Raw genomic sequence first — 19,904 nt, forward strand, 5'->3', positions numbered from 1 at the left:
ACGTAATCGCGGGTGAACCCGTTCCCACAGGGTTGTCTACCAGCCGCCACCGAGGGCCAGGAACAAGCCGATCTGTCCCATCGCCACCTGGGTATTGGCCGTGGCCAACTGGGCGCGCATGTCGGTGTAGGTGCGGGTTGCCTCCAGGTCGGCCAGGAACGACGCCCGTCCCGCCTGATAGAAGCGATGGGTCTGGTCCGCCGCCAGCTTCGCCGAGCGCTCCGCATCCTCCAGCGCCTCACGCCGGTCCAGCAGCGCGCTGTACTGGGCCAGGCTGGTCTGGGTCTCGCGGATGGCGTTGAGCACCACACCGTCGAAATTCGCCAGCGCCGCCTGGGTGCTCGCCTGCGCTTCGCGGATCCGCGCCCGCGAGCCGTTGGTCGGCACGCTCCAGGTCAGCAGCGGGCCGAAGCCCCAGCGGTTGGTCGCCGGCTTGCCGAGGTTTTCCAGGATGCCGATGGTGCCCACCTGGGCGCCGATGCTGATGTCCGGATACAGCTGACCGGTGGCCACGCCGATGGTCGCGGTGGACGCCGCCAGCAGCCGTTCGGCGCGGCGTACGTCCGGCCGGCGCTTGAGCAGCGCAGCCCCATCCCCCACCGGCAGCAACTGGGCGATATGCGGCAGCTCGGCACAGTCGGCGGTACCGGCCGGCAGTTGCTCGACGGGCCTGGCCAGCAGCATCGACAGGGTGTACAAGCCCGCCTCCCACGCTGCCTGATAGCGCGGCAGCTCCGCGCGCAGCGACTTGAAGCGGGTCTCGGAACGGGTCACCTGGGTTTCATCGCCACGCCCGGCATCGCGCAGGCGCGCGGTCAGGCTGACGCTCTGTTCCTGCAGGTCCAGCGACTCGCGGGCGATGTGGTATTCCTCGTTGGCCGCGCACACCTGGGTGTAGGCCCGCACCACATCGGCGACCACGGTGATCCGCGCGGTATCCGCCGCCGCCTGCACCGCATCGGCATTGGCCTGGGCCGCTTCGACGCCGCGCTTGAGGGTGCCCCACAGGTCGAACTGGTACGAGGCACTGAGGATCGCCTCGCCGATGTTCGCCACCGGCACCTTCTCCGGCAGCAGGAAAGCTTCGCCGGACTCCTGCAGGCGCTGCGCCCCCAGCTTCACGCCGCCATTGAAGCCGCCCTGGGCCTCGGCTTCCTCGACCTGGGCACGGGCCCGGGCAATGTTGGCCGCCGCCACGCGCAGTTCGCTGTTGGCCGCCAGCGCCTGGTTGACCAGGGTATCGAGACGCTCGTCGCGGTACAGCCGCCACCAGTCCTTCGGCACCGGCGCCGAGACCACGCTGTCGGCATCGGCGCGCAGCTGGCCTTGCAGGTCGTCGCGGTTGAAGGCGGCCTTTTCCGGCAGGTGGTAATCCGGCCCGACCATCTGGCAGGCCGACAGCATCAGGCTGATACCCAGCAGCGACAGCCTTTTCATTGCGTCTTGTCCTCGATGATCGACACCGTGGCGGTGCGTCCGGCGATCAGGCGGAAGTCCGCCGGCACTTCGTCGAAGGCGATGCGCACCGGAATCCGCTGGGCCAGGCGCACCCAGCTGAAGGCCGGGTTGACGTTGGGCAGCAGGTTGGCGCCGCTGCTGCGGTCACGGTCCTCGATACCGGCGGCGATGCTCTGCACATGGCCGCGCAGACGGGTGTTGTCGCCCATCACGCGGATGTCCACGGACTGGCCGACCTGGATGCCCGACAGCTTGGTTTCCTCGAAGTAGCCATCGACGTGGTACGACTCGCTGTCCACCACTGCCAGCACCGGGCGCCCGGCGCTGACGAACTCGTGGGCGCGCGGCGCGCGGTCGTTGAGGTAGCCGTTGACCGGGCTGCGCACCACCGAGCGGTCGAGGTTCAGTTGCGCGGCGTCCACCGCCACCTGGGCCTCGTCCAGCGCCGACTGGGCGCGGGCCTGGCGCGACTGGCTTTCTTCCAGTTGCTCCGCGGCGACCAGGTTGCCCAGGCCCTTGTTGCGCCGGGTCTCGCGCTGCGCCTGGGCCAGGGTTTCCTTGCGTTCGGCCAGGGTGGCCTGGGCGTGGCGCAGGGCCAGCTTGAAACGGTCCTGGTCGACGGTGAAGAGCACGTCGCCGCGCTTGATCGGCTGGTTGTCGCGCACCGCGACGTCCTGGATCAAGCCGGAAACGTCCGGCGCGACCTGGATCACGTCGGCGCGGATATGCCCGTCGCGGGTCCAGGGAGCGAACATGTAGTACAGGACCATCTGCCAGACCAGCACGGTCGCCAGGGTCACTACCAGCAGCGTCAGGACCACTTGGCCCAGGGTCAACAAAGGTTTTTTCATGGCAGCATCAGGCTTCGGCAAAAGTGGTCCACCGCGCCAAGCAGCACGGCATAGAGAGCAACGTTGAACAACGCCCGGTGCCAGACCAGGCGGTAGAAATGCACGCGGTTGAGCACCGCATGGATGCCGAGGAACAGCACGTAGCTGGCCAGCATCATCACCAGCAGCGTGGGCAGGAACACCCCGCTGATATCCAGTTCACCGATCACAGCGGGGCTCCGTCGAGGCCAAAGGGCAGTTGCGGTGGGTCAGTGGGCTCCAGCACCACCTCGACACCCGGCAGCAGCGCCAGGCGCAGGCCGCTCAGGGCATGCAGCAGGTGCAGGCGGGCGTCGCCATGGCCGTCCATGACCTCCAGGTTGAGGGCACGACGGGCCAGTTCCATGTTGCCCAGCAGCGCCGGCGGAGCGTGCAAGCGTTCTCCGGCATCCAGGCAGGCCTGGAAGTGCCCGCCGACCTCTTCGATGACCTTCTCCAGCGCCGCCCGCGGTTGCGCCGCGGCACGTGGCAGGTAGGCCAGCAGGTCGAGCAGGTTCAGGCCCACGCGCAGGTCGCGCAGGGCACTGCCGCTGTCCTGGCCGGTCTGGCTCAGGCGCGGCAGGTGCTGCATCAGGCGGTCGAGCATCTGCACGCCGAGGTGACGGTGTTCGGCCAGGGTCGCCGGTTGGGTCATGCCGACGATGTCGCGCCAGCTGAAGCGGGTCAGCCGGCGCGCCGCCAGCTCGACGCCGAACGGGCGCATCACCAGGGTCCAGATGAAGGCGAACAGCAAGCCCACCGGGCCGGCGATATTGGCGTTGATGAAGGCCAGGAAGTCCGCGTCGTAGGCACCCTGGATACTGATGAACGAGGCAGTGTTGACGATGGTCAGCAGGGTGCCGAGGTAGAAGCGCGGCTGCACGGTCAGGGTGCCGACGCAGATGAACGGCACGGCGAAGGCCAGCACCAGCATGGGGAAATCGTGCAGGTTGGGCAGCACGAGGAACAGGTACAGGCTGGCGAACACCACCGACAGCGTGGTCCAGAAGAAGAAGCGGTAGATCTGCGGCGCCGGATCGTCCATCGCCGCGAAGAAGCTGCAGGCCACGGCGGCGAGGATCACGGCGCTGGCGCCGTCGGCCCAGCCGGTGAGGATCCACAGGGTGATGGCGACGACAATGGCGCTGAAGGTGGAGAACACCGAGTAGAGCATCAGGCCGCGGTCGAAGAACGGTGTGAGGCGGCCCAGGCGCCAGTGCCGATACACCGCGCGCCAGGGCGACAGGTCTTCACGGGCGATGGCGTGCTTGAGGCTGCAGCAGTCCTGCCACAGGTCGATCCACTCGCCGAGGCGATAGAGCGCGTTGGACAGCAGCAGGCCGGGGCGTTCGTCCAGGTCGGCGACGCTGGGCTGCAGGCGTTCGAGCTGTTCGCGCAGGGCCGACCAACGCGCTACCGAGGCGTCCTCGGCGGTGGATTGCAGCCATTGCCGGCACTGCTCCAGCAAGTCCTTGATCGCTTCGGCCTGCCGTGGCGCGCGGCCTTCGAGGGCGAGCAAGGCGTCATCGAGGGCATCGATCACCGGCAGCAGGTGGATCATGCGCCCGCGCAGCTCGCTGGCGTTTTTCACCGTCTGCGGCCGCGCGCCTTCGTGGGACAGCTGGCCGATCATCATTTCCAGGGAGTTGAAGGTGGTCACCATGGAGGCACGCAGGCTGCCGACGGTGTCGGCGCTGGCATTGCGGGCGAGGAAGGTGTCGCTGTAGCGCATCGCCTCGGCGAACCAGCTGCCGGTGGCGCCGACGAACACCGGGGTCAGCCGGCGCGGCCAGAAGATCGCCCCGACCACGGCGGCGCAGACGATGCCCAGGCAGATCTCCTGGGCCCGCGACGAGGCGATGTCGAACACCGCCAGCGGGTTGTCCACCACCGGCAGGGCGATCATCGGCAGGGTGTAGCCGGCCAGCATCAGGGTGTAGCTGTTGGCGGTACGCAGGTGCAGGGAGAGGAACAGCAGCGTCGCGGTCCACAAGGCCACGGCGAGGGTCAGCAGCACCGGCGCCTGCACCAGCATGGGTACCAGGAAGATCGCGCCGGCAGCGCCCAGCAGCGTGCCCAGGGCGCGGTACAGCGCCTTGGAACTGGTAGGGCCGACGAAGGGGCTGGAGACGATGTACACGGTGGCCATCGCCCAGTAGGGGCGCGGCAGTTGCAGGAGCAGGGCGATGTACAGGGCGATCATCGACGCGGCGAAGGTGCGCACGCCGTAGAACCAGTCGCGGGCGGGCGGCATCGAGCTGAAGAAGCCTTTCACAGGGGCAGTCCTGGCGAGCGCTGGGCGGCCTCTTCGAAGGCTTTCACCACACGCAGCGCGGCTTCCAGGTCGCCGGCCGGGATGTCCTTGAGCACGTCACGGCGCAGGCGCACCAGTTCGCCCTCGATGGCTTCGGCCAGCTCACGGCCTTTGTCGGTCAGGCACAGGGCCTTGGCGCGGCGGTCACCCGGATCCTCGGTGCGGCAGACATAGCCGGCGTTGCACAGCTGGTCGAGCAGGCGCACCAGCGACGGGCTTTCCACCCCTACCGCCTGGGCCACCGCGACCTGGTGCACGCCGTCGCCGAGCCGCAGGATCATCAGCAGCGGAACCGCGCAGGCTTCGGAAACGCCGAAGCGCGCCAGCGTGGTCTGGCAGATGCGCCGCCAGTTGCGGCTGGCCATCACCATGCCGCTGCTGGTGTTCAGTTGGAGGGCGTCGAGAGTCATGGGGAAGAGTCGTGACCATATTCATAGTTTGCTAACTATCAATATTCTTCCATCCCGCAGGAAGCGTCAAGCTGGCAGGCAAAACAGCATCAGGGCCTGAGCTGATCTTCCAGCTTCATCGTCAATGCCAGCGGGCTGCCCAGGCCGATCGCCTGGTCGCGCCAGAACAGGTAACGCAGCTCGTTGCCCGAGTCCTGGAAATGCAGGGCAAGTTCCTCGGCCGCCTGCACCACCCCGGCCACCGCCGCCAACTCCAGCCAGTAAACCCCGGCCCGGCTGTCCGCCGGCACCTGCTGCCCGTGCAACAGCCGATACCCGGCCTCGAACCGGCAGCGCGCATCGCCACGTTGGGCCCCGCGCAGAAACCATTGGCACGCCAGGCCCAGGTCCACCTGCCAAGGATTGGGCTCACCCTCGCCGTCGCAGGTTTCCTCTTCATAGAGATCGCCTAGCGCCGCGGCGGCTTCCGCCAACCCGGCTTCGAAAGCATGCCGGTAGTACTCGGCGGCACTGCCATAGGAAATATCCACGCCCTTGCCGAAGTAGTACTGCTGGCCGAGGTTGAACCAGGCCACCGCACTCCCCTGCAACGCCGCCATGCGCAGCAAGTGCCCGGCCAGTACCGGATCGGCGCGCCAGTAGCGACCGTTCAGCCAGATCCAGCCCAGGTCGTTGAGCGCTGCCACGCTGCCGTCCAGCGCCTGCTTGCGCAGGTCGGCGTAGACATGCTGCAGGTCCGGCGCTTCGTCCAGCAGGCTGACCAGGCTGAAGCTCTCCCCCAGCGCCGCCCGCTGCGCCGGCATGCCGACACCGCTGTACAGCCGGCGCACCTGGGCGCGCCCCGGCGCTGGCACGACGCGCTCGGGCAGCAGGCGTCCGAGCAGAGAATAGATATTGCTGGCAGCAGACATGTTCATCCTCATTGAACCGCCCTCCTTCTTGGGTTCCTTGTGGGCGATGAGGCGTGATTCTGCGGGGCGCCACGACAAAACCTGTCGCGAACGCGTTCGTCGGGGCAATTCAAACGGTTCGTCCCTGGATGGATAAATTAATGGCAAATTGCCATATGATGTCGCCGACTACACGCGACCGCCGCAAGCCTAGACAAGGACTTACCGTTTTGCCCTCCGCCACCACCCGCGCCACCCTCAGTCGTCAATGGGAACTGCTGCGCCAGTTGCCCAGCCGCTCTCCCGGCATTACCACCGCGGAGCTGGTGATGCGCCTCAAGGACGCCGGTTTCAACATCAGCAAGCGCAGCATCGAGCGCGATCTCAACGAGCTGTCGCTGATCTTTCCGCTGGAACGCAACGACCGCAGCATTCCCTATGGTTGGTATTGGGCAGCGAATGCCTGCGTAGAGTTGCGTGGACTTAGCGTCAGCGAGGCCTTGAGCCTGGCCCTGGTGGAAGAAGCCGTGCGCCCGCTGCTGCCGGGCAGCATGCTCAAGGGCCTGGATGCACGCTTCGCCCATGCGCGACAGAAACTCGAAACCCTGTCGTCGGAAAACAAGGCGGCGCGCTGGCTGGACAAGGTCGCCAGCGTGCGCCCGGACCTGAACATGCGCGCTCCCGAGGTACCGGACAGCATCCTCGAAACCGTGCAGAAGGCCCTGCTCGAAGAGCATCAGTTGCAGGGCTTGTACTACTCGGCGCACAACGACCGCACCGTGGAGCTGACCCTGAATCCGCTGGCCCTGATCCAGCGCGGCCAGGTCGCTTACCTGATTGCCACGGCGCAGCCGTACACCGATATCCGCCAGTTCGCGGTGCACCGCTTCCGCCAGTTGAGCGTGCTGGACACCCCGGCCCAGGGCCTGGACGCGTTCGACCTGCAGCACTACCTGCGCAGCGACGCCCTGCAGTTCGGCAGCGCCGAGAAGATCGAACTGCACGCCTGGATCAGCGACAACCTGGCCCGCCTGATGCGCGAGACACCGCTGTCGCCGGACATGAGCCTGACCGACCTGGAACACGGCCATCGCCTGCAGGCCACGGTCAGCAACAGCTGGAGCCTGCGCTGGTGGCTGCTGAGCCAGGGCGATGAACTGATCGTCGAGCAGCCGGCGGCGTTGCGCCAACTGATTGCCACGACCCTGAGCAACGCCGCGGCGCAGTACAGCGATTAGGGCCTAACGCTGCATGCCCCAGCGGCGCACGGTCACCCGCTCCAGGGCGTTGAACACCAGCCCTTCCACCAGCAGGCCAATCAGGATCACCACGGCAAGGCCGGCGAACACCTTGTCGGTGTACAGCTCGTTGCGGTTCTGGAAGATGTACCAGCCCAGACCGCCCTTGCCGCTGGTGGCGCCGAACACCAGCTCGGCGGCGATCAGCGTGCGCCAGGCGAACGCCCAGCCGATCTTCAGCCCCGACAGGATCGACGGCAGCGCCGCCGGCACCAGGATGTGGACGACCAGGCGCAGCCCGCGCAGGCCATAGTTGCGCCCGGCCATGCGCAAGGTTTCGCCGACGCCACGGAAGCCGGCGTAGGTATTCAGTGCCAGCGCCCACAGCACCGAATGCACGAGGACGAAGATCAGGCTGTTCTCGCCCAGGCCGAACCACAGCAATGCCAGCGGCAGCAAGGCGATGGCCGGCAGCGGGTTGAACATCGACGTCAGGGTGTCGAGCAGGTCGCGGCCAACCTGGGTCGATACCGCCAGGCTGGTCAGGCCGAAGGCCAGGACGATGCCCAGCACGTACCCCTTGAGCAGCACCACCAGCGACACACCGACCTTGGCCGGCAGCTCGCCGCTGGCCAGGCCGTCGAACAGCGCCCGGGCGGTTTGCAGGAAGGTCGGCAACAGCAGGTCGTTGCCCTGGTAGCGGGCCGCCGCTTCCCAGGCGATCGCCAGCAGGACCAGGATCACGCTCTTGCGCAGCCAGCCGTGCTGCCAGAGGCGCTGCAGCAGCGGCAGCTCGCGCTCCAGGGCAACGCCGTCCCAGGGTTCGAGCGCGACTTCGTACTCCCGGCGTGGAGTGGATGAGGTAGTCATGGCGAAGCTCCCGTCAGTAGGCGATGCGGATGTCGTTGAAGTCCAGCGCGGCCTCGGCGGGCGCTTGCTGGCCATCCTCGAACAACAGGCTGTGGATACGCCGGGCGCTGGCCTGGAAATCGGCGCCGCCGAGGCTGTGCAGGTCGTACTGATGGCTGTGGATTTCGGCCCGCACCCGGCCCGGATGGGGCGACAGCAGCAGGATGCGGTTGCCCACCACCAGCGCTTCCTCGATGGAGTGGGTGACGAACAGCAGGGTGAATTTCACTTCGTCCCAGAGCGCCAGCAGCTCTTCCTGCATCTTGCGTCGGGTCAGGGCGTCGAGGGCGGCGAAGGGTTCGTCCATCAGCAGGATCTTCGGCTGCATGGCCAGGGCACGGGCAATCGACACCCGCGCCTTCATGCCGCCGGAGAGGGTGTGCGGGTAGGCGTCGGCGAAGGCGGCCAGGCCGACCTTCTCCAGGTATTCCAGGGCCCGCTGTTCGGCCTCGGCGCGCTTGAGGGTGCCGGACACCAGCAGCGGGAACATGACGTTCTGCTTCACCGTCTTCCAGGGCGGCAACTGGTCGAACTCCTGGAACACCACGATGCGGTCCGGCCCCGGGCCGTGCACCGCCTGGCCCTGCAGGCGGATGCTGCCTTCGCTCGGCTCGATGAAGCCGCCGACGGCCTTGAGCAGGGTCGACTTGCCGCACCCGGAAGGCCCGAGCAGGACGAAGCGATCGCCCTTGTCCACTTCGAAACCGACCTGGTGGGTGGCCCGCACCACGCGCTGCGCGGTGCGGTATTCCAGGCTGAGGTTGTCCACCTGCAACAGCGGTGGGGTATCTACGCGGCTCAGCTTGCTGGCCGTGTGGCCTTGCAGTTGGGCGGTCATGAACTCAGCTCCCCTGAAGCGGCTTTTCATCCTGGAAGAAGTAGTCCTTCCACGACTCGGGCTTGTGCTTGATGGCGCCGACCCGGTAGAGGAATTCCGCCAGCGGGTAGGTGTTCTTCGGCGTGACGGTGAACTCGTATTTCGGGCTGTCGATGATCTTCAGCAGTTCTTCGCGGCTGATCTTGGCCTTGGTCACGCGGATATAGGTGTCGGCGGCAGCGGCCTTGTCCTTCTGGGCGAAGTCCGCCGCCTCGGCCAGGGCATCGACGAAGGCCTTGTAGGTCTTCGGGTTGTCCTTGCGGAATTTCTCGGTGGTGAACAGCACGGTCGGCGAGTTGGGGCCGAGCAGTTCATAGGTATCGAGGACCACGTGCACATCCTTGTTCGCCAGCGCCTGCTCCTGGAACGGCGGGTTGGAGAAGTGGCCGTTGAGCTCGGTGCCGCCGGCGATCAGCGCCGCGGTGGCATCCGGATGCGGTACCGCGAGGGTGTACTTGTCGAGGCGGTTGAACTCCTTGTCGCCCCACTGCCTGGCCGCGGCGTACTGGAGGAAGCGCGACTGCACCGAGACGCCTACCGCCGGCAGGGCGATGCGGTCCTTCTCGCTGATGTCGGCGATGGTCTTGACGTTGGGGTTGCTGCTCAGCAGGTAGTACGGGAAGTTGCCCAGCGACGCCACGGCCTTGACGTTCTGCCGGCCGTAGGTGCGGTCCCAGATGGTCAACAGCGGGCCGACGCCGGCACCGACGATATCCACCGAACCGGAAAGCAGCGCGTCGTTGGTGGCGGCACCACCGGACAGCTGGGTCCAGTCGACCTTGATGTCGACGCCCTGCTCCTTGCCGTGCTTCTCGATCAGGTGCTGGTCGCGGACCACGTTGAGCAGCAGGTAGACGATGCCGAACTGCTCGGCGATGCGGATTTCGCCTTCGGCGTGGGCGGTGGCCGGGGCCACGAGGCTACCGGCTACCAGGCTGGCGCTCAGGCCGATACCGGCCGCGAGGCGGCTGAGTGTTTTGCGCATGATGGATTCCTCGGCGGATCAGAACGGGGCGTCGCCCTGGATGGTGGTGCGGTACAGCTTGCGACGCAGGTGCGCCGGGCAGCCGGTGGCGAGGTGGATCAGCGAGCGGTTGTCCCAGAACACCAGGTCATGGGGGCGCCACTGATGGCGGTAGGTGTTCTGCTCCAGCACGCTGTGGGCGTACAGCTCGGCGAGGATCTGCCGGCTTTCGTCTTCGGGCAGACCGAGGATGCGGGTGGTGAAGCCTTCGCTGACGAACAGCGCCTTGCGGCCGTTTTCCGGGTGGGTGCGGACCACCGGGTGAATGACTTCGGCCACCTGCGCCAGTTGCTCGGCGGTCAGGGTCGGGCGCCAGTTGCCCTCGAACTTGGTTTCGCTGTATCGCGCGGTATAGGAATGCGCCGCCTGGCGGCCTTCGACTGCGTTACGCAGCGCCTCGGGCAGGCCGTCCCAGGCCTTGTGCATGTCGGCGAACAGGGTGTCGCCGCCTTCGCTCGGTAGTTCCTGGGCGTGCAGCATGGAACCCAGGCTCGGCAGTTCCTTGTACGACAGGTCCGAGTGCCAGAACTTGCCGGCATCGCCCAGGCCGATGTTCTGGCCGTTCTCGACGATGTTGGAGACGATGAGGATTTCCGGGTGGTTGGCCAGCAGGAACTGCTTGAGCACATGGATCTGCAGGACGCCGAAGCGGCGGCTGAAGGCGATCTGTTGTTCGGGCGTGATGCGTTGGTCGCGGAAGACCAGGACATGGTGGTCGAGGTGGGCACGGTGGATTCGGCGGAAGTCCTCGCCGTTGACCGGGCGGGACAGGTCCAGGCCGATGATCTCGGCGCCGACTGCGCCGTCGAAAGGCTGGATGTCGAAGGATTGCTGCAGTGCGCTGTCGTTGGACGACAAGGCGTTAGAGGCCGCTGGCATGATGTTGCTCCCACGCAGAGCGCGCACGATCGGTTGGCGCGCATCGATCAAGAAACTCACGGGTTCGCCGTGTTCGTTCGTGTTCGTGCGGCGCGCCGATTGGTCGGCGGGTACGCAGGGGACCAACTATAAAGGCATAAGAAAAATTATTTAAATACCTTTAAGAAATATGAATATTCGCCTTTTCTCTGCCTCGCATAGCCTCTGTGGGAGCGGGTTCACCCGCGATTACGATAGTGGCACCACCACCGCGATCGCGGGTGAACCCGCTCCCACAGGGGGCCGCGATCAACCTGCCGTTACCTGCAATCCCGCCAACAGCAGCCGCTGGTAGATCTCCTCCTTCAGTCCCTCCGGCTGCTCCAGCCCCATCCGTGCCAACTGCACCGGCCAGTCCTGTGCCGGTGGCGCATCCAGCGCCGCCTTGCCCAGCTCCAGCACCTCGCTCAGCTTGAACTTGCTCTTCAGCCAGTTCAGCGCCCGCAGCAGGTCCCGTTCCTCGGCAGTGAAGTCGCAGCCCAGCGGGTATTCCGGGAACAACCGCCCATGCCGCTCGCGCACCCCCGCCAGGCGCTGCGGGGTGTTGTCGCGATAACGCGCATCGAGCTGGAAATCCGCCGCCAGCTTGCCGGCCTTCTGCGCCTCGGCCTGCAGGTGCGGCTGGAAGCGCGAATCACTGATCGCCAGCAACCGGGCGATCACCTCGGCGTCGGTCTGCCCGCGCAGGTCGGCGATGCCGTACTCGGTCACCACCACGTCGCGCAGGTGCCGGGGAATGGTGCAGTGGCCGTAGTCCCAGACGATGTTCGAGTTCACCTCGCCGCCCGCCTCGCGCCACGAGCGCAGCAGCAGGATCGAGCGCGCGCCCTCCAGCGCATGGCCCTGGGCAACGAAGTTGTACTGCCCGCCCACCCCGCTGAGCACTCGCCCGTCTTCCAGCTGGTCGGCCACCCCGGCGCCCATCAGGGTCATGGTGAACACCGTGTTGATGAACCGCGCATCGCGGCGCTGAAGGCGCTTGAGCGACTCCTGGCCATACAGCTCGTTGATGAAGCTGATCGCGCCCATGGCGATGCGCCCACGCACCTCCATCGGCAGCTCGCGCAGGCGCTGGTAGAACGCCTGCGGCCCGAGGAAGAAACCGCCATGTACCAGCACGCCGTCGATGCTGTCCGGAGCACCGTCGAGGGCCGCCTGCTGACGCGCCTCGTCGGCATACACCGGACGCCGCACGATGCCCGCCTCCAGCAGCGCCAGCAGGCCGTTGACGAACATCTCGCTGCAGCCATAGAGACCGTCGGCGAACGGCATCACCCCGCCCTCCCGTTCGATCAGCGACTGCCACGGCGACAGATCGAGCTCGCCGAGCAAGGCCTGGTAACCCGGGTTATCCGCCTGTCGCGCCAGCAGCGCCGCGGCCAGGGCATCGCCCATGGCGCCGATGCCGATCTGCAAGGTGCCGCCATCGCGCACCAGGGTGCTGGCATGCAGGCCGATCAGGTGATCCTGGATACCCACCGGCATGTTCGGCGTGGAGAACAGCCGGGTCCGCTCGGGCTCGTCGATCAGCAGGTCGAAGTCCTCCCGCGGTAGCTCGGCGGTGCCGGGCATGTACGGCAGTTCGGCGTGCACCTGGCCGAGCAGCAGGACGGTCTCGCCGGCGGCGCGGCGCCGCTCGATCATCGGCAGCAGGTCGAGGGTGATATCAGGGTTGCAGCTCAGGCTCAGGTGATCGGGACGCGAGGGGTCCTCGGCGACGATCTGGGCGATCAGGTTCAGGCCCTTGCCGTTGATGTCCCGCGCCGCATGGCTGTAGTTGCTGCTGACGTAGTCCTGCTGCGCCTGCACGCTGTGCAGCAGGCTGCCGGGCTGGAGGAAGAACTGCTCGACGCGGATGTTCGCCGGCAGCTGGCTGGTGCGCAGGTCGTGGAGGAAGTCCAGCTCGGGATAATCAGCGAAAACCCGTTCGACGAAGGGTTCGAGAAAACGCCGCTGCAGCCCGTCGCCCAGTTCCGGCCGGCCAAGGCACAACGCCGTGTAGATCGTCAGCCGCCGCTGCGGCAGCTCGCGCACCCGCGCATACAGCGCGTTGACGAAGCGGTTGGGTTTGCCCAGCCCCAGCGGCAGGCCCATGTGGATGTGCGCCGGCAAGCGCGCCAGCACCTCTTCTACCGCGTCCTCGATCGAATGCCTGCGCACGCTGCCGCCTCCCGATGGTGCCCGTTGAGACAACTTGGACCGGGCGGGTGTACGAATTACTGCACAGTAGCCCAGAAACGACGAAGCCCGCGCAGGGCGGGCTTCGTTACGATGTTCGCAGGACTTACAGGCCGGACATCTTCTTGATGGCGCCTTTCAGGTCGTCATCCGAGCAGTCGGCGCAGGTGCCTTTCGGTGGCATGGCGTTGATGCCGGTGATGGCCTTGGCGAGGATACCGTCCAGGCCACCCTGGTGGTCGGCGCGCTCTTTCCAGGCGGCGGTGTCGCCGATCTTCGGCGCGCCCAGCAGGCCGGCGCCGTGGCAAGCGTTGCAGTGCTTGGCGATGATCTCATCCGGGGTCTTGGCACCGCCGCCACCCGCGGAGGCCGCCACTTCCATGCCCTTGCATTCCTGGCCCTGGACGCAGACCTGGCCGACAGGTTCCAGACGTTTGGCGATGTCATCGTTGGTCGTAGCCTGGGCACTGACTGCCCAAAGGGCCACTACGGTAGCTGGTATAGCCAGCATTTTCTTGATTGGATTCACACGTACACCCTCATGGTGGCTAGTCACGCCCGCGGCCACGGAATCGCAGGCGGCGCAAGTATAGCGGGAACCCTGACTCGCCGAAACAACCCTATAAAACAAATGGGTTTATCCGCGACAATCAGCCGCGCCACCCTGGGTGTCAGAAGTTCGCGGGGGTGGCCGCGCTGATCAGCCTGGCCGGCTCATCGTAGGGGTTACGAAAACGGTGCGGCTTGGTGCTTTCGAAATAGTAGCTGTCGCCCGCTTCGAGGATGAAGGTTTCGAAGCCCACCACCAGCTCCAGCTTGCCTTCGAGGAGGATGCCGGTCTCTTCGCCATCGTGGGTGAGCATTTCTTCGCCGGTGTCGGCGCCCGGCGGGTAGATTTCGTTGAGGAAGGCGATGGCGCGGCTCGGATGGCCGTTGCCCACCAGCTTCATGGTCACCGCACCGTCCGAAATGTCGATCAGTTCATGCGCCTTGTAGACGATCTGCGTCGGGTTCTCCGGGAGCAGGTCCTCGGAGAAGAACTCCATCATCGACATCGGAATGCCACCCAGCACCTTGCGCAGCGAGCTGATCGACGGGCTGACGCTGTTCTTCTCGATCATCGAGATGGTGCTGTTGGTCACGCCCGCGCGCTTGGCGAGCTCCCGCTGGGACAGGCCCTTGAGCTTGCGAATGGCTTGTAGTCGTTCACCGACGTCCAAAGCTTGAGCCCTCCTGAGGAACGAAATGGGGTCGAAATGTGCGCCATCATCGCAACAGCGTTCAGTATTTACAACACTTCGACCCGCAGCTCGTCAGCGATGGCGCTCACTCTCCGGTATAGACCAAGGGCACCCGGCGCAGGTTGCAAAAGATCTGATAGGGGATGCTGCCGGCCTGGGTCGCCACGTCGCTGGCCAGCACGTTCTTGCCCCACAGCTCAACCGGGCTGCCGAGGCCGGCTTCGGGGACATCGGTGAGGTCGATGCACAGCATGTCCATGGACACCCGACCGATCAGCTGACTGCGCTTGCCCGCCACCAGCACCGGGGTACCGGTGGGCGCATGACGCGGATAACCGTCGGCGTAGCCCATGGCGACCACGCCGACCCGGGTCGGCCGCGGGCTGACGAAGCGCGCGCCGTAGCCCACCGGCTCGCCGGCCGGCAGCTCACGCACGCTGATGACTTTCGATTCCAGGGTCATCACCGGTTGCAGGCGCTCGGCCTCGGCCTGGGCGGTTTCAAAGGGCGTGGCGCCATACAGCATGATGCCCGGGCGTACCCAGTCGCTGGGGATCTGCGGCCAGCCCAGCACGGCCGGCGAGTTGCGCAGGCTGACTTCGGCCTTGAGGCCCTGGCGCGCCGCCTCGAATACCGCGACCTGCTCGTTGCTGGCATTGCTGTCCAGTTCGTCGGCACGGGCGAAGTGGCTCATCAGGACGATCTTCGCCACCTTGCCGCTGGCCTGCAGGCGCTGGTACGCCGCCTGGTAGTCACGTGGATGCAGGCCGACGCGGTGCATGCCGGTGTCCATCTTCAGCCAGACCTGGATCGGTTTCGCCAGGCTGGCCTTCTCGATCGCTTCCAGCTGCCACAGCGAATGCACCACGCACCAGAAGTCATGCTTGACGATCAGCTCCAGCTCGCTGGCTTCGAAGAAGCCTTCGAGCAGCAGCACCGGCGCCTTGATCCCTACCTCGCGCAGCGCCAGTGCCTCCTCGATGCAGGCCACGGCGAAACCATCGGCCTCGGCCTCCAGGGCCAGGGCGCAGCGCACCGCGCCATGCCCGTAGGCATCGGCCTTGATCACGGCCAGGGCACGGGCACCGGACAGCTTGCGGGCGAATTGGTAGTTGTGACGAAGCGCTTGGAGGTCGATCAGGGCACGGGCGGGACGCATGACGGCAGCCTTCTGGCAGTCTGTTTGGAATAAAAGGCCCGGTGCCGCAACGACCTGTAAGCCAGGGCACCGGGTGAAGAGAGGATCGTTACGAGAGCGCGGCGACCACCGACATTTCGACAAGGATCTCCGGCTCGCAGAGCTTGCTTTCGACGGTGGCGCGAGCCGGGGCGACGCCCTTGGGCAGCCACTTGTCCCACACCGCATTCATGCCCTGGAAGTCGGCATCGATGTCCTTCAGGTAGATGGTCACCGAAAGCAGGCGGGTCTTGTCGGTGCCCGCCAGGTCCAGCAGGCGCTCGATATTGGTCAGCGTTTCGCGGGTCTGCTGTTCGATCCCGGCGTTCATGTCGTCACCCACCTGGCCCGCCAGGTAGACGGTCCCGTTGTGGGCGACGATCTGACTCATGCGGTCATTGGTGAGCTGGCGCTGGATTGCCATGCTTGGCGGTCTCCTGGTGATGTCCGTAGCGGGAAATGTCGAGGCCTTCGGCGCTGATCTGCGGTTTCTTGCGCGCCATCAGGTCGGCGAGCAGACGACCGGAACCGCAGGCCATGGTCCAGCCGAGGGTACCGTGACCCGTATTGAGGAACAGGTTACGGAACGGCGTGGCACCGACGATCGGCGTGCCGTCCGGGGTGGTCGGACGCAGGCCGGTCCAGAACTCGGCCGCCTGCAGGTCGCCGCCGAGAGGATAGAGATCGTTGACGATCATCTCCAGCGTTTCACGCCGACGCGGGTTCAGCGACAGGTCGAAACCGGCGATCTCGGCCATGCCGCCGACGCGGATGCGGTTGTCGAAGCGGGTGATCGCGACCTTGTAGGTCTCGTCGAGAATGGTCGAGGTCGGCGCCATGTCCGGGTTGGTGATCGGCACGGTCAGCGAGTAGCCCTTGAGCGGGTACACCGGGGCCTTGATGCCCAGCGGCTTGAGCAGTTGTGGCGAGTAGCTGCCCAGGGCCAGCACGTAGCGGTCGGCGGTTTCCAGCTTGCCGTCGATCCAGACGCCATTGATGCGGTCGCCGGCGAAGTCGAGGCGCTGGATGTTCTGGCCGAAGCGGAACTCGACGCCGAGCTTGACCGCCATTTCCGCCAGGCGGGTGGTGAACAGCTGGCAGTCGCCGGTCTGGTCGTTCGGCAGGCGCAGGGCGCCGGCAAGGATATCGGAGACGTTGGCCAAGGCCGGCTCGACCCGGGCGATGCCGTCACGATCCAGCAGCTCGTAGGGCACGCCGGCCTGTTCGAGGACGGCGATGTCCTTGGCGGCGTTATCGACCTGGGCCTGGGTGCGGAACAGCTGGGTGGTGCCGAGGGTGCGGCCTTCGTAGGCGATGCCGGTTTCGGCACGCAGCTCGTCGAGGCAGTCACGGCTGTACTCGGACAGGCGGACCATGCGCTCCTTGTTCACCGCGTAGCGGTTGGCGGTGCAGTTGCGCAGCATCTGCGCCATCCACAGGTACTGGTCGACGTCGCCGGTGGCCTTGATCGCCAGGGGCGCATGGCGCTCCAGCAGCCACTTGATGGCTTTCAGCGGCACGCCTGGCGCGGCCCAGGGCGAGGCGTAGCCCGGCGAGACCTGGCCGGCGTTGGCGAAACTGGTTTCCATGGCGACCGCCGGCTGGCGATCGACCACCACCACCTCGAAACCTTGCCGGGCCAGATAGTAGGCACTCGCGGTCCCGATTACACCACTGCCCAGTACCAGAACGCGCATGTTGATTACCCTCGAAGCGGCGCACCGCAGCTATTTATTGTGAAAGGCATGAATGCGCGCAGTGTAAAAAACTCGGGCCAGTGCATTTCACTATATAAAAGCCTATATTTGGCGAGAATTCTCGGCAAAGTCGGCTTTTACAAAGGGGCATCCACTATGAGAACCCAGCACCAGAGCAAGCGCGAGCTGGACAAGATCGACCGCAACATCCTCCGCATCCTGCAGACCGACGGGCGCATTTCCTTTACCGAGCTGGGCGAGAAAGTCGGGCTGTCGACCACCCCTTGCACCGAGCGCGTCCGCCGCCTGGAGCGCGAAGGCATCATCATGGGCTACAACGCCCGGCTCAATCCGCAGCACCTCAAGGGCAGCCTGCTGGTGTTCGTCGAGATCAGCCTGGACTACAAGTCGGGGGACACTTTCGAAGAGTTCCGCCGGGCGGTGCTCAAGCTGCCGCATGTGCTGGAGTGCCACCTGGTGTCGGGGGACTTCGACTACCTGGTGAAGGCGCGGATTTCCGAAATGGCGTCGTACCGCAAGTTGCTTGGCGACATCCTGCTCAAGCTGCCCCATGTGCGGGAGTCGAAGAGCTATATCGTGATGGAGGAGGTGAAGGAGAGCTTGAACCTGCCAATTCCGGATTGAGATTGGCGCAGAGGCCCTAAACCAGGACCTGCCGGGTGGTGGCGATGAACTGATGCACCAGGCGCTCCGCCCCCGGATCGATCATCTCGTCCGGCCCTCGCCCACGGGGGCAAGGCAGGCGCGGCGTGGTCCCGAACAAACGGCAGATCAGTGGCCGCTCTTCATACACCGTGCAACCCTGCGGCCCGAGGTGCACACAGTTCAGTTCAGCCAGCGCTGCCTCCTGCTCCTCGGCACTCTTGCGCGGCAGCCGGGCCATTTCCTCAGCCGAGGTCGTCACCGGCCCGCAGCAGTCATGACACCCCGGCACGCACTCGAACGACGGAATCTGCTCACGCAGAAAGCGGATTTTGTGACTGTTGCAGGCCATGGAGTGGAACCGCCAAGGGGGAGAAAGCCGCCATTTTGCCTGACGGTTGCCTAGCCCCGAAAGCACCGCCTATGCTGCCCGCCTTGCCCAGACAATGACTCCAGGACGACGCCCATGCACACCGCTTCCTACTACGCCGCCAGCAGCGTCCCCCAGCCGGATTACCCGCAACTGGCCGGCGAACAGCGCTGCGACGTCTGTGTGGTCGGTGCCGGCTATTCCGGGCTGAACACCGCGATCGAACTGGCCGAACGCGGTTTCAGCGTGATCCTGCTGGAAGCCCGCAAGGTCGGCTGGGGTGCCAGCGGGCGCAATGGTGGGCAGTTGATTCGCGGTGTCGGGCACGGTCTTGAGCAGTTCGCGCCGGTCATCGGTGCCGAGGGCGTGAAACAGATGCAACTGATGGGCCTGGAAGCAGTGGAGATCGTCCGCCAGCGTGTCGAGCGCCATGCCATCGCCTGCGACCTGACCTGGGGCTACTGCGACCTGGCCAACAAACCCCGGGAATTCGACGGCTTCGCCGAAGACGCCGAAGCCTTGCGCGCCCTTGGCTACCGGCACGAACTGCGCCTGGTCCCGCCGGAGCAGATGCACACGGTGATCGGCTCCAGCCAGTACGCCGGCGGCCTGGTGGACATGGGCTCCGGCCACCTGCACCCGCTCAATCTGGCGCTCGGCGAGGCGGCCGTGGCCAGCGGGCTGGGCGTGCGGATTTTCGAACGTTCCGCCGTCACCCGCATCGACTACGGCAGCGAGGTCAAGGTGCATACCGGGCAAGGCAGCGTCCGCGCAGGCACCCTGGTGCTGAGCTGCAATGCCTACCTCAACGACCTGAATCGCGAACTGGGCGGCAAGATCCTCCCGGCCGGCAGCTACATCATCGCCACCGAGCCGCTGGACGAGGACCGCGCGCGACAATTGCTGCCGCAGAACATGGCGGTGTGCGACCAGCGGGTGACGGTGGACTACTTCCGTCTCTCCGCCGACCGTCGCCTGCTGTTCGGCGGCGCCTGCCACTACTCGGGGCGCGACCCGCAGGATATCGGCGCCTACATGCGGCCGAAGATGCTCAAGGTGTTCCCGCAACTGGCCGATGTGCGCATCGACTTCCAGTGGGGTGGAATGATCGGCATCGGCGCCAACCGCCTGCCGCAGATCGGCCGCCTGCGCGAACAGCCCAATGTGTATTACGCCCAGGCCTACGCCGGTCATGGGCTGAATGCCACCCACCTGGCCGGGCGCCTGCTCGGCGAAGCCATCAGTGGCCAGCAGAGCGGGCGCTTCGACCTGTTCGCCAAGGTGCCGCACATCACCTTCCCCGGCGGCAAACACCTGCGCTCGCCGCTGCTGGCGTTGGGGATGTTGTGGCACCGGTTGAAGGAGCTGGTCTGATCAGTCCCTCCAGAACGGCTTCAGCCCTTCCTCGATCGCATCCCCGCGATTCAGGCCGATGTCCTTCAACTGCGCGGGCGTGAGCTCCAGCAGCGCCCGCCGGGTCTCCCAGCGATGCACCCACAAGCGCAGGGTGCCCAGGAACCGTGGCGCGCGCAGCTTGGCTTCGCGCTGAGCCCGCTCCAGTTCGCTGCCATACAGTTTCAAGCGCACATCGCTCAGCCCGTTCATTGCGTGTTCCTCCAGGGTTGGTAGACCGTGGAGAAAGCATGCGCGCAAGGGGAAATACGTTACAGA

21 protein-coding genes are annotated in these 19,904 nt (G+C 65.9%); 3 read left to right on the forward strand and 18 right to left on the reverse strand.

The window, feature by feature from the left end; genetic code table 11:
- Nucleotides 1–36 precede the first annotated feature (36 nt).
- From V0R59_RS05920 to V0R59_RS05945, 6 genes are all read right to left on the reverse strand, one after another.
- Complete coding sequence (locus V0R59_RS05920) at nucleotides 37–1,437, reverse strand: efflux transporter outer membrane subunit (RefSeq protein ID WP_330072769.1); 1,401 nt, start codon at nucleotides 1,435–1,437, stop codon at nucleotides 37–39.
- On the reverse strand, nucleotides 1,434–2,309 hold the full coding sequence (locus tag V0R59_RS05925) for an HlyD family secretion protein (RefSeq protein ID WP_330072770.1): 876 nt from the start codon (nucleotides 2,307–2,309) through the stop codon (nucleotides 1,434–1,436). The genes V0R59_RS05920 and V0R59_RS05925 overlap by 4 nt, the downstream gene beginning before the upstream one ends.
- Nucleotides 2,306–2,518, reverse strand: a complete 213-nt coding sequence (locus V0R59_RS05930; RefSeq protein WP_330072771.1) for a DUF1656 domain-containing protein — start codon at nucleotides 2,516–2,518, stop codon at nucleotides 2,306–2,308. Before V0R59_RS05930 ends, V0R59_RS05925 begins: the two co-directional genes overlap by 4 nt.
- A complete protein-coding gene (locus V0R59_RS05935) occupies nucleotides 2,515–4,602 on the reverse strand; it encodes an FUSC family protein (protein WP_330072772.1) in 2,088 nt (695 codons plus the stop codon). The genes V0R59_RS05930 and V0R59_RS05935 overlap by 4 nt, the downstream gene beginning before the upstream one ends.
- Nucleotides 4,599–5,051 carry a MarR family winged helix-turn-helix transcriptional regulator gene (locus V0R59_RS05940; RefSeq protein ID WP_330072773.1) on the reverse strand — a complete coding sequence of 151 codons (453 nt, stop codon included), beginning with the start codon at nucleotides 5,049–5,051 and terminating at the stop codon, nucleotides 4,599–4,601. Before V0R59_RS05940 ends, V0R59_RS05935 begins: the two co-directional genes overlap by 4 nt.
- Before the next feature lie 89 nt (nucleotides 5,052–5,140).
- Nucleotides 5,141–5,962, reverse strand: a complete 822-nt coding sequence (locus tag V0R59_RS05945; protein WP_330072774.1) for a tetratricopeptide repeat protein — start codon at nucleotides 5,960–5,962, stop codon at nucleotides 5,141–5,143.
- Between the two features lie 209 nt (nucleotides 5,963–6,171).
- Between V0R59_RS05945 and V0R59_RS05950 the strand changes: the two genes are divergently transcribed.
- On the forward strand, nucleotides 6,172–7,179 hold the full coding sequence (locus tag V0R59_RS05950) for a helix-turn-helix transcriptional regulator (protein WP_330072775.1): 1,008 nt from the start codon (nucleotides 6,172–6,174) through the stop codon (nucleotides 7,177–7,179).
- A 3-nt stretch (nucleotides 7,180–7,182) separates the two neighbouring features.
- On the opposite strand, the gene V0R59_RS05955 is transcribed toward V0R59_RS05950, so the two are convergent.
- The 10 genes from V0R59_RS05955 to dadA form a co-directional block, all read right to left on the reverse strand.
- Nucleotides 7,183–8,049, reverse strand: a complete 867-nt coding sequence (locus tag V0R59_RS05955) for an ABC transporter permease (RefSeq protein ID WP_330072776.1) — start codon at nucleotides 8,047–8,049, stop codon at nucleotides 7,183–7,185.
- 13 nt (nucleotides 8,050–8,062) lie between these two features.
- Nucleotides 8,063–8,926, reverse strand: coding sequence for an ABC transporter ATP-binding protein (locus V0R59_RS05960; RefSeq protein WP_330072777.1), 864 nt, complete (start codon nucleotides 8,924–8,926; stop codon nucleotides 8,063–8,065).
- A gap of 4 nt (nucleotides 8,927–8,930) precedes the next feature.
- The gene (locus tag V0R59_RS05965) at nucleotides 8,931–9,950 is read right to left on the reverse strand and encodes an ABC transporter substrate-binding protein (RefSeq protein WP_330072778.1); all 1,020 of its coding nucleotides are present in this window, start codon (nucleotides 9,948–9,950) and stop codon (nucleotides 8,931–8,933) included.
- A gap of 18 nt (nucleotides 9,951–9,968) precedes the next feature.
- Entirely contained in the window at nucleotides 9,969–10,868 is a 900-nt protein-coding gene (locus V0R59_RS05970) for a TauD/TfdA dioxygenase family protein (RefSeq protein ID WP_330072779.1), read from the reverse strand.
- A gap of 288 nt (nucleotides 10,869–11,156) precedes the next feature.
- Nucleotides 11,157–13,001, reverse strand: coding sequence for an acetyl-CoA hydrolase/transferase C-terminal domain-containing protein (locus V0R59_RS05975; RefSeq protein ID WP_375547337.1), 1,845 nt, complete (start codon nucleotides 12,999–13,001; stop codon nucleotides 11,157–11,159).
- A 190-nt stretch (nucleotides 13,002–13,191) separates the two neighbouring features.
- Nucleotides 13,192–13,596: a c-type cytochrome gene (locus tag V0R59_RS05980; protein WP_330073015.1), complete on the reverse strand. Its 405-nt coding sequence runs from the start codon at nucleotides 13,594–13,596 to the stop codon at nucleotides 13,192–13,194.
- Between the two features lie 160 nt (nucleotides 13,597–13,756).
- On the reverse strand, nucleotides 13,757–14,305 hold the full coding sequence (locus V0R59_RS05985) for a cupin domain-containing protein (RefSeq protein ID WP_330072781.1): 549 nt from the start codon (nucleotides 14,303–14,305) through the stop codon (nucleotides 13,757–13,759).
- 106 nt (nucleotides 14,306–14,411) lie between these two features.
- Nucleotides 14,412–15,485, reverse strand: a complete 1,074-nt coding sequence (alr, locus tag V0R59_RS05990; RefSeq protein WP_330072782.1) for an alanine racemase — start codon at nucleotides 15,483–15,485, stop codon at nucleotides 14,412–14,414.
- Between the two features lie 88 nt (nucleotides 15,486–15,573).
- On the reverse strand, nucleotides 15,574–15,927 hold the full coding sequence (locus V0R59_RS05995) for a RidA family protein (protein WP_330072783.1): 354 nt from the start codon (nucleotides 15,925–15,927) through the stop codon (nucleotides 15,574–15,576).
- Entirely contained in the window at nucleotides 15,899–17,200 is a 1,302-nt protein-coding gene (dadA, locus tag V0R59_RS06000) for a D-amino acid dehydrogenase (protein WP_330072784.1), read from the reverse strand. The genes V0R59_RS05995 and dadA overlap by 29 nt, the downstream gene beginning before the upstream one ends.
- A 156-nt stretch (nucleotides 17,201–17,356) precedes the next feature.
- Between dadA and dadR the strand changes: the two genes are divergently transcribed.
- Nucleotides 17,357–17,845, forward strand: a complete 489-nt coding sequence (gene dadR / locus V0R59_RS06005) for a transcriptional regulator DadR (RefSeq protein ID WP_042121505.1) — start codon at nucleotides 17,357–17,359, stop codon at nucleotides 17,843–17,845.
- A 16-nt stretch (nucleotides 17,846–17,861) separates the two neighbouring features.
- Here the strand turns inward: dadR and V0R59_RS06010 are convergent, their stop codons facing one another.
- Nucleotides 17,862–18,215: a YkgJ family cysteine cluster protein gene (locus V0R59_RS06010; protein WP_330072785.1), complete on the reverse strand. Its 354-nt coding sequence runs from the start codon at nucleotides 18,213–18,215 to the stop codon at nucleotides 17,862–17,864.
- Between the two features lie 114 nt (nucleotides 18,216–18,329).
- Between V0R59_RS06010 and V0R59_RS06015 the strand changes: the two genes are divergently transcribed.
- On the forward strand, nucleotides 18,330–19,607 hold the full coding sequence (locus tag V0R59_RS06015) for an NAD(P)/FAD-dependent oxidoreductase (protein WP_330072786.1): 1,278 nt from the start codon (nucleotides 18,330–18,332) through the stop codon (nucleotides 19,605–19,607).
- Here the strand turns inward: V0R59_RS06015 and V0R59_RS06020 are convergent, their stop codons facing one another.
- Nucleotides 19,608–19,838, reverse strand: a complete 231-nt coding sequence (locus tag V0R59_RS06020; protein ID WP_330072787.1) for a DUF1127 domain-containing protein — start codon at nucleotides 19,836–19,838, stop codon at nucleotides 19,608–19,610.
- Nucleotides 19,839–19,904: the final 66 nt, after the last annotated feature.

This window comes from Pseudomonas ulcerans (genome assembly GCF_036324125.1).
Lineage (GTDB): Bacteria > Pseudomonadota > Gammaproteobacteria > Pseudomonadales > Pseudomonadaceae > Aquipseudomonas > Aquipseudomonas ulcerans.

Coding starts and splice junctions, on each gene's coding strand:
- V0R59_RS05940 (WP_330072773.1), bottom strand. CDS start 5,051: ATGACTCTCGACGCCCTCCAACTGAACACCAGCAGCGGCATGGTGATG.
- V0R59_RS05955 (WP_330072776.1), bottom strand. CDS start 8,049: ATGACTACCTCATCCACTCCACGCCGGGAGTACGAAGTCGCGCTCGAA.
- V0R59_RS05980 (WP_330073015.1), bottom strand. CDS start 13,596: ATGCTGGCTATACCAGCTACCGTAGTGGCCCTTTGGGCAGTCAGTGCC.
- V0R59_RS05960 (WP_330072777.1), bottom strand. CDS start 8,926: ATGACCGCCCAACTGCAAGGCCACACGGCCAGCAAGCTGAGCCGCGTA.
- V0R59_RS05970 (WP_330072779.1), bottom strand. CDS start 10,868: ATGCCAGCGGCCTCTAACGCCTTGTCGTCCAACGACAGCGCACTGCAG.
- dadR (WP_042121505.1), top strand. CDS start 17,357: ATGAGAACCCAGCACCAGAGCAAGCGCGAGCTGGACAAGATCGACCGC.
- alr (WP_330072782.1), bottom strand. CDS start 15,485: ATGCGTCCCGCCCGTGCCCTGATCGACCTCCAAGCGCTTCGTCACAAC.
- V0R59_RS06010 (WP_330072785.1), bottom strand. CDS start 18,215: ATGGCCTGCAACAGTCACAAAATCCGCTTTCTGCGTGAGCAGATTCCG.
- V0R59_RS05920 (WP_330072769.1), bottom strand. CDS start 1,437: ATGAAAAGGCTGTCGCTGCTGGGTATCAGCCTGATGCTGTCGGCCTGC.
- V0R59_RS05975 (WP_375547337.1), bottom strand. CDS start 13,001: ATGGGCCTGCCGCTGGGGCTGGGCAAACCCAACCGCTTCGTCAACGCG.
- V0R59_RS06015 (WP_330072786.1), top strand. CDS start 18,330: ATGCACACCGCTTCCTACTACGCCGCCAGCAGCGTCCCCCAGCCGGAT.
- V0R59_RS05925 (WP_330072770.1), bottom strand. CDS start 2,309: ATGAAAAAACCTTTGTTGACCCTGGGCCAAGTGGTCCTGACGCTGCTG.
- V0R59_RS05945 (WP_330072774.1), bottom strand. CDS start 5,962: ATGTCTGCTGCCAGCAATATCTATTCTCTGCTCGGACGCCTGCTGCCC.
- V0R59_RS05995 (WP_330072783.1), bottom strand. CDS start 15,927: ATGGCAATCCAGCGCCAGCTCACCAATGACCGCATGAGTCAGATCGTC.
- V0R59_RS06020 (WP_330072787.1), bottom strand. CDS start 19,838: ATGAACGGGCTGAGCGATGTGCGCTTGAAACTGTATGGCAGCGAACTG.
- V0R59_RS05965 (WP_330072778.1), bottom strand. CDS start 9,950: ATGCGCAAAACACTCAGCCGCCTCGCGGCCGGTATCGGCCTGAGCGCC.
- dadA (WP_330072784.1), bottom strand. CDS start 17,200: ATGCGCGTTCTGGTACTGGGCAGTGGTGTAATCGGGACCGCGAGTGCC.